At 65.4% G+C, this 6,366-nt stretch carries 9 protein-coding genes; 2 read left to right on the forward strand and 7 right to left on the reverse strand.

Annotated elements, in window-relative coordinates; all coding sequences use genetic code 11:
* From VGH68_RS15140 to VGH68_RS15150, 3 genes are all read right to left on the reverse strand, one after another.
* A partial coding sequence (locus tag VGH68_RS15140; RefSeq protein WP_331604460.1) for a cytochrome c oxidase subunit II transmembrane domain-containing protein occupies positions 1-448 on the reverse strand: 448 nt, incomplete at its 3' end.
* Positions 449-517: 69 nt separating this feature from the next.
* Positions 518-994, reverse strand: a complete 477-nt coding sequence (locus VGH68_RS15145) for a DUF2244 domain-containing protein (RefSeq protein ID WP_331604461.1) — start codon at positions 992-994, stop codon at positions 518-520.
* Positions 995-1,375: 381 nt separating this feature from the next.
* A complete protein-coding gene (locus tag VGH68_RS15150; protein ID WP_331604462.1) occupies positions 1,376-2,341 on the reverse strand; it encodes a methyltransferase domain-containing protein in 966 nt (321 codons plus the stop codon).
* A gap of 83 nt (positions 2,342-2,424) precedes the next feature.
* On the opposite strand from VGH68_RS15150, the gene VGH68_RS15155 reads away from it, so the two are divergent.
* Positions 2,425-3,210, forward strand: a complete 786-nt coding sequence (locus VGH68_RS15155; protein ID WP_331604463.1) for a ComF family protein — start codon at positions 2,425-2,427, stop codon at positions 3,208-3,210.
* A 17-nt stretch (positions 3,211-3,227) separates the two neighbouring features.
* Entirely contained in the window at positions 3,228-3,698 is a 471-nt protein-coding gene (gene trmL, locus VGH68_RS15160; RefSeq protein ID WP_331604464.1) for a tRNA (uridine(34)/cytosine(34)/5-carboxymethylaminomethyluridine(34)-2'-O)-methyltransferase TrmL, read from the forward strand.
* On the opposite strand, the gene VGH68_RS15165 is transcribed toward trmL, so the two are convergent.
* The 4 genes from VGH68_RS15165 to grxC all read right to left on the reverse strand — a co-directional run bounded on the left by VGH68_RS15165 (position 3,671) and on the right by grxC (position 6,313).
* A complete protein-coding gene (locus VGH68_RS15165) occupies positions 3,671-4,231 on the reverse strand; it encodes an O-acetyl-ADP-ribose deacetylase (RefSeq protein WP_331604465.1) in 561 nt (186 codons plus the stop codon). The genes trmL and VGH68_RS15165 overlap by 28 nt on opposite strands.
* A 171-nt stretch (positions 4,232-4,402) precedes the next feature.
* Positions 4,403-5,401 carry an NAD(P)H-dependent glycerol-3-phosphate dehydrogenase gene (locus tag VGH68_RS15170; protein WP_331604466.1) on the reverse strand — a complete coding sequence of 333 codons (999 nt, stop codon included), beginning with the start codon at positions 5,399-5,401 and terminating at the stop codon, positions 4,403-4,405.
* A 22-nt stretch (positions 5,402-5,423) separates the two neighbouring features.
* Positions 5,424-5,900 carry a protein-export chaperone SecB gene (gene secB / locus VGH68_RS15175; RefSeq protein ID WP_331604467.1) on the reverse strand — a complete coding sequence of 159 codons (477 nt, stop codon included), beginning with the start codon at positions 5,898-5,900 and terminating at the stop codon, positions 5,424-5,426.
* 149 nt (positions 5,901-6,049) lie between these two features.
* Positions 6,050-6,313: a glutaredoxin 3 gene (gene grxC, locus VGH68_RS15180; protein WP_331604468.1), complete on the reverse strand. Its 264-nt coding sequence runs from the start codon at positions 6,311-6,313 to the stop codon at positions 6,050-6,052.
* Positions 6,314-6,366 lie beyond the last annotated feature (53 nt).

The raw sequence follows: 6,366 nt of genomic DNA on the forward strand, positions 1-6,366 counted from the left end.
ACTTCCACTGGTAGCCGGTGACCTTGATCGTGAGGTCGGCGTTGGAAGTATCTTTCATCGCGACGACGGCCTTGGTGGCGGGCAGCGCCATCAGCACGACGATGACGAACCGCACGATCGTCCAGATGATTTCGACGGTGGTGCTTTCGTGGAAATTGGCTGCCTTGTGGCCCTTGGATTTGCGGTGAGCAAAGACCGAATAGAACATCACCGCGAACACACCGACGAAGATGACGGTGCAAAGCAGCAGCATGAACATATGGAGGCTGAACAGCTCCTCAGCGATTCTCGACGCAGGCGGCTGGAGATTGATCTCGTTGACGGCGGGGCCGCCGGGAGCATCGCCCACTGCCAGGGCGGCGCCGGCGAAAAGCAGTCCGCTCATCGCCAGCACGCTCGTGAGCGCTCGCTTGATTGTTTTCATAGCTTCCTTACCCAAATTTTCCATTCAAACCCCTCGACCCCGCTGGCTGCGTGTCTCGCGCGCCCCCTTGAACGCCGCGTGACCGGCACGACCTTAACAACGTGCCAGCCACATGCGCAGCTCCCCTGCGAACTGCGCGCGCCGATTCTGCGCGAGATGTTGCCCGATCATGACCGTCTGCCCGCGCGAGACCAGTTTGATCTGGTCGCGCGGCGTTGCGCCCGGCTCTATCCGCACCCAGCGCGGATTGAATTCGAACTGCGTAATCTGCTCGGCGCTGACCTGCTCGATCACGAGCCGGTTAGGAAACAACCGGATGCGTTCGTAGTCGACAGCATGACGCGCATACATTGCAAACGCGATGCCTACCGCCAGCAACTCGATTCCGGTGAACGGCAACACCAGCCAGGCACCGACCAGAACCAGCATGAAAGCAATTGCCAGCGAGAACAACGCAAGCGACACGTACAGACAGACGAACTGCCGCGGCGACATCGAACAGTTGCGTTTCATGGTCCAGTCCTTCAGGACCGGTTCCGAACCCGCCAGCAGATGATCTGATGCACCCATCGCTGCCTCCTGCGAATCGCCGCCCCCCCGGTTCGCCTTCTTCTATTTCCGGATGCGTCCCACGGCCGCCGCTTGTGCCGTTATCAGCGACCGTGCCAACCTTACCGCATCACGTCATATTGCAGCCTGCGTCCCTCGCCTGCCACCGCAGATGTGGGAACCGCGGGCGACAAACTGACGCATTATAGGCGCGATCCATAGCCTCGACAAGCAAGCCCCGATTGGCCCACAAGCCAGGCGTGACAAGCCTTAGCGCGATTTTGCGTCGCGTTCCGCGGCTCTTTCGAAGGGCAAATCCCAGGCATAACGGATGTCCTCTTTAGCGCCTGCGCAACACCTCGATCGCGGCCCGCCATTCAGTCGGCGACATGCGCCAGTCCGCTAACCGCGCCTCCCCGGCCCACGGCCGATGTCCTCGATCCGCACGATTCCATGTCCTTCGGCCGTGGTGCGCGGCACCGCCTTCCAGGCATGGCCGTAGATCACTTCGAAGGTCAGCGCGATCGTGCCGTCCGCGCGCCGGCGCGCCTCCAGCGCGGCGCGCAACGCGTTGTGCAGCCTGCGCGCGACAGCGCCGCGCGCCGCCTCGCGCTCGAACGGATACGCGCCCCAGCGGCGCACGTCCGCGAGCAGCGATTCGGGCGACTTGTAAGTGATCGTGAGTGTTTCCTGGTCCATTACCGGAATCTCGAAGCCGGCCTCGACGAGCATGTCGCCAAGATCATGCATATCGACGAAGTCGATCACATGCTTACGCGACGCGACGCCGTGCGCCGCCTCGATCTCCGCGTAGGCGCCGCGCAACTCCTTGAGGGTATCGGGGCCGAGCGTGCTGAACATCAGCAGCCCGTTCACTTTCAGCACCCGCTGCCATTCGGGGAACACGAGATCGGGCCGCGAGTGCCAGTGCAGCGCGAGATTGGACCAGATGAATTCGAATGCGCCAGCCGCGAATGGCAACGCAGAGAAGTCGGCCTGCGCGAAGCGCGGTCCGCGCGCGCCGAGCGCCTTGCCGAGCGAAGCGGGCAGAAAGCGGCGCCAACTGGTATCGCCGGCATCGTGATGACGCGCGCGCTCGAGCATGCGGTGCGACAGATCGGAGCCGAACACCGGCGCTTCGGGGAACCGTTCGCGCAATGCGGGGATGTCTTCGCCCCCGCCACAGCCGGCGTCGAGCACGCTCGCGGGCGCAACCTTGATGTAATCGAGACGCTCGCGCATGCGTTGCGCGATTTCGCGCGGCAGGAACGCCACCTCGTCGAAGCTGGCGGCCCGGCGGTCGAAAATACGCCTGAGGCGCCGTAAATCATAGGCCGGACGGCCAGATTGAGCGGGTGTTGGGGACATGAGTGTCGTGCTGGCGTAGAGCTCGAAGTATACTCGTTCGCTTCCCTGCATTCAGCGTGAACGGTCTTCGCCGGCGCCCACTCGTGCAATTTCAGTCATTTTCTTCGTCGTGTCGCAATCATGTCGCGCGTTTTGCGCGCGGCTTGACCTCGGCGTGGCCGCGCGTACTGAACGCCGCCTTCCCGAACCTCTGTGCGCTATGCGGCAATTTGTCTCAGGCGACGCTATGCGCCGGTTGTGACGAAGCCTACTGGAACGACAGCCGCCTGCGCTGCACGGCCTGCGCGGTGCCGCTAACCACCTCGCGCTGGGCCGCTCGCGCTGGCTACCGCTGCGCGGATTGCGTGGCCGAGCGGCCGCCATTCGACGCGAGCTTCGCGCTCGCCGACTACCGCGCGCCGCTCGACACGCTCGCGGTCGGCCTGAAATTCCGCACCCGCCTGATGCTCGCGCACGACTTCGCGCAACGCCTCGCGGCTCTCGCGCAGGACGCCGCGCGGCACGACGCCGACCGGCCCGACGTGATCGCGCCGGTGCCGCTCGCCGCCCGGCGGCTTGCCACGCGCGGCTACAACCAGGCCTGGCAGATCGCCAAACCGCTCGCCCGCGCCCTCGGCGTGCGCAGCGACGCGACGCTGCTCGAACGCACGGTCGATACCGCGCCGCAGTCGCGGCTCGATCTCGAAGCGCGCCGGCTGAATGTCGGTCGCGCGTTTCGCGTCGCGCGCGGGGTGGGCGGCCTGCACGTCGGGATCGTCGACGACGTGATGACGAGCGGCGCGACGCTCGAAGCTATCGCCCATACGCTGAAGGCGGCCGGCGCGCGGCGGGTCACGAATTTCGTCACGCTGCGCACACCGAAACACTAGCTCCACGTGGCCCCCCTATGTTCAACGTCGTTCTCGTAGAACCTGAAATTCCGCCGAACACCGGCAACGTGATTCGCCTGTGCGCGAATACCGGCGCGCGGCTGCATCTGATCGAGCCGCTCGGCTTCCCACTCGACGACGCCAGGATGCGACGCGCCGGCCTCGACTATCACGAGTATGCGGAAATGAATGTCCATGCCGATTGGGCTGCGTTCGTCGCGAAGGAGACGCCGGACCCCGCGCGCATGTTCGCGTTCACGACCCGCGGCTCGGGCCGCTTTCATGACCACGCATTTCAGCCCGGCGACTGGTTCGTGTTCGGCGCCGAAACGCGCGGCCTGGCCGCTGCGGTGCTGGAACGGTTTCCGGACCAACAGCGCGTGCGGCTGCCGATGCGTGCCGGCAATCGCAGTCTGAACCTGTCGAATACGGTGGCGATCGTCGTGTTCGAAGCGTGGCGTCAGGCTGGCTTCGAAGGCGGCGCCTGAACCCGGTGGAGTTCGGCCTCGTAGCGCGCGAACATTGCGTCGTCGAAACAGGCGAATGTCACGTGCTTCATCCGCGGTGTACGCCGCAGCGTATCGAGCACGGTCGTGACCGCGATCCGCACCGCGTCGTCGGCGGGGAAACGGTAGATGCCGCAGCTGATCGCCGGAAACGCGATGCTGGTGCAATGCGCGTCGCGTGCCACTTCGAGCGAGCGCTGATAGCACGACGCCAGCAGCTCGGCCTCGCCATGCGCGCCGCCGCGCCACACTGGGCCGACCGCGTGAATCACGTGCTTCGCCGGCAAGCGGTAGCCGCCGGTGATCTTCGCATCGCCGGTCGCGCAGCCGCCGATCGCCTCGCACTCGCGCAGCAACTCCTTGCCGGCAGCGCGATGAATCGCGCCATCCACGCCGCCGCCACCTGACAGCGACGTATTCGCGGCGTTGACGATCGCATCGACCGCGAGCGTCGTGATATCGACCACGCGCGCTTCGAGCGTGCAAGTCCCGTGACTGAGATTGAAGGTGGGCATGGCGACCTCGCTGAACCGAGCCTCGATACCGAGGTGGACAGCAAGCCCCGACAGCCGTTCAACGCGGATTCGCGCGACCCGGTCGACAGGTAACGGCCAGACGGATCGAGATCGAGGCTGGCCGGAAAGATTGGTTCCGAACGGTCATCCGGCCTTGCTCGTCGAGCGTGCCTATTCGGCCTTCGAATCCCGGCGCAGCAATGCGCTCACCGCATCGCGCGGCGCCACGCCGTCGAACAGCACCGCGCAGACCGCCTGCGTGATCGGCATGTCGATCTTGTGCGCACGCGCGATCGCGAGTACCGCCTGCGCGCAGCGCACGCCTTCGGCCACATGACCCAGCGCGCCGAGGATGTCGTCGAGCGTACGCCCCGTGGCGAGTTGCAGACCCACGGTGCGGTTGCGCGACAGATCGCCCGTGGCCGTCAGAATCAGGTCGCCGAGGCCCGTGAGGCCCGTGAACGTTTCCGCCCGGCCGCCGAGCGTCACGCCGAGGCGCGTCATTTCGGCGAGTCCGCGCGTGACCAACGCCGCGCGCGCGTTGAGACCGAGCCCGAGGCCATCGGCGATACCCGTCGCGATGGCCAGCACGTTTTTCACTGCGCCGCCGACTTCGACGCCGACGATGTCGTCGCCGGTATAGATGCGCATTGCGCCGTGATGGAACGCGGCGACCGTGCGCTCGCGGCATGCCGCCGATGCGCTCGCGACCGTCAGCGCGACCGGCAGGCCCTGCCCGACTTCGCGCGCGAAGCTCGGGCCTGACAGCACACCGTTGCTCGCATGGTCAGGCAGTTCGGCCGCGACCGCCTGATGCGGCAGCAACTGCGAGTCAGCTTCGAAACCCTTGCATAACCACACGATGTGCGCCGGCGCCTTGCCGGTGTCGCGCATCGTCCGCAGCAAACCTCGCAGGCCCGCGACGGGGGTTGCGACGACGCACAGCGCGTCGCGGGCAAGCGCGTGGTCGAGCGCCGCGGCGAGGTCTGCTTCATAGCGAAGCGCGGGCGGCAATGCTACGCCCGCCAGATAGCGGGCGTTTTCGTGCGAAGCGGAAAGTTCGGCGATGAGCGCGGACTCGCGCGCCCACAACACCGTGTCGTGCCGTAAGGCCAGATGACCGGCGAGGGCCGTGCCCCAAGCGCCAGCGCCGAGAACGGCGACTTTCATAGCCGGCACTGCGCGCGGCGCGTTAGTGCGTGACGCCGTTTTGCGCGGCGCCGCCCGGCTGGGCCGTGCCCATTTGCGCGAGACGCTGCTCGTAGAGCGCCTGGAAGTTGATCTCGGCGAGGTGGATCGGCGGGAAGCCTGCGCGCGTGATCGCGTCGGCAATGTTCGAGCGCAGGTACGGGAACAGGATGGTGGGGCACGCGATGCCGACGAGCGGATCGATCTGTTCGGCGGGAATGTTGCGAATGTCAAAAATGCCGGCCTGCTTCGCTTCGATCAGGAACGCGACCTTTTCCGATACCTTGGCGGTGACCGTGCCCGTCACGAGGATTTCGAACACGGATTCGGCGAGGCGCTCGGCCTTCACGTCGACTTCGACTTCGACCGACGGCATTTCCTGCTCGAGGAAGATGGCCGGCGAATTCGGCTGCTCGAGCGACATGTCCTTCAGATAGATGCGCTGGATGTTGAAGAACGGCTGGTTATTCTCGTCGGACATGATGGTGATTCCCTGATAGATATGCGTAGCGGCGGCCCATGGCTTCACGGGCCGCCAGATCGTTGCGACACACCGCCCGCCCTGACAAGGCGAGTGCGCGCCGGCTTGTATGTCATTCGCCTCGTTCACGCGCCGTCTGGCGCGCGAATTCAGGCAGTTGCTTCGAGCAGAGGCATCAAACCGCCCGCGCGGTCGAGCGCGGACAGGTCATCGTACCCGCCGACATGCGTCTCGCCGATGAACACCTGCGGCACCGTACGGCGACCGGTCCGGGTCATCATTTCGTCACGCCGGGCCGGGTCCTTGTCGATCAGCACCTTTTCGACAATCTCGACGCCGCGCGACTTTAAAAGACGTTCGGCCATCTGGCAATACGGGCACACCTGGGTGCTGTACATGATCACTTTGTTCACTTGGCTGCTCCTTGTTTCACAACCGGCATACCGGCTTTCTGCCAGGCGTCGAC

Origin of the sequence: Paraburkholderia sp. (assembly GCF_036488505.1) — a bacterium.
Lineage (GTDB): Bacteria > Pseudomonadota > Gammaproteobacteria > Burkholderiales > Burkholderiaceae > Paraburkholderia.

Bases quoted from the DNA above. Each gene is read 5' to 3' on its own strand.
- VGH68_RS15145 (WP_331604461.1), bottom strand. From the start codon at position 994: ATGGGTGCATCAGATCATCTGCTGGCGGGTTCGGAACCGGTCCTGAAG.
- VGH68_RS15150 (WP_331604462.1), bottom strand. From the start codon at position 2,341: ATGTCCCCAACACCCGCTCAATCTGGCCGTCCGGCCTATGATTTACGG.
- trmL (WP_331604464.1), top strand. From the start codon at position 3,228: ATGTTCAACGTCGTTCTCGTAGAACCTGAAATTCCGCCGAACACCGGC.
- VGH68_RS15165 (WP_331604465.1), bottom strand. From the start codon at position 4,231: ATGCCCACCTTCAATCTCAGTCACGGGACTTGCACGCTCGAAGCGCGC.
- VGH68_RS15170 (WP_331604466.1), bottom strand. From the start codon at position 5,401: ATGAAAGTCGCCGTTCTCGGCGCTGGCGCTTGGGGCACGGCCCTCGCC.
- secB (WP_331604467.1), bottom strand. From the start codon at position 5,900: ATGTCCGACGAGAATAACCAGCCGTTCTTCAACATCCAGCGCATCTAT.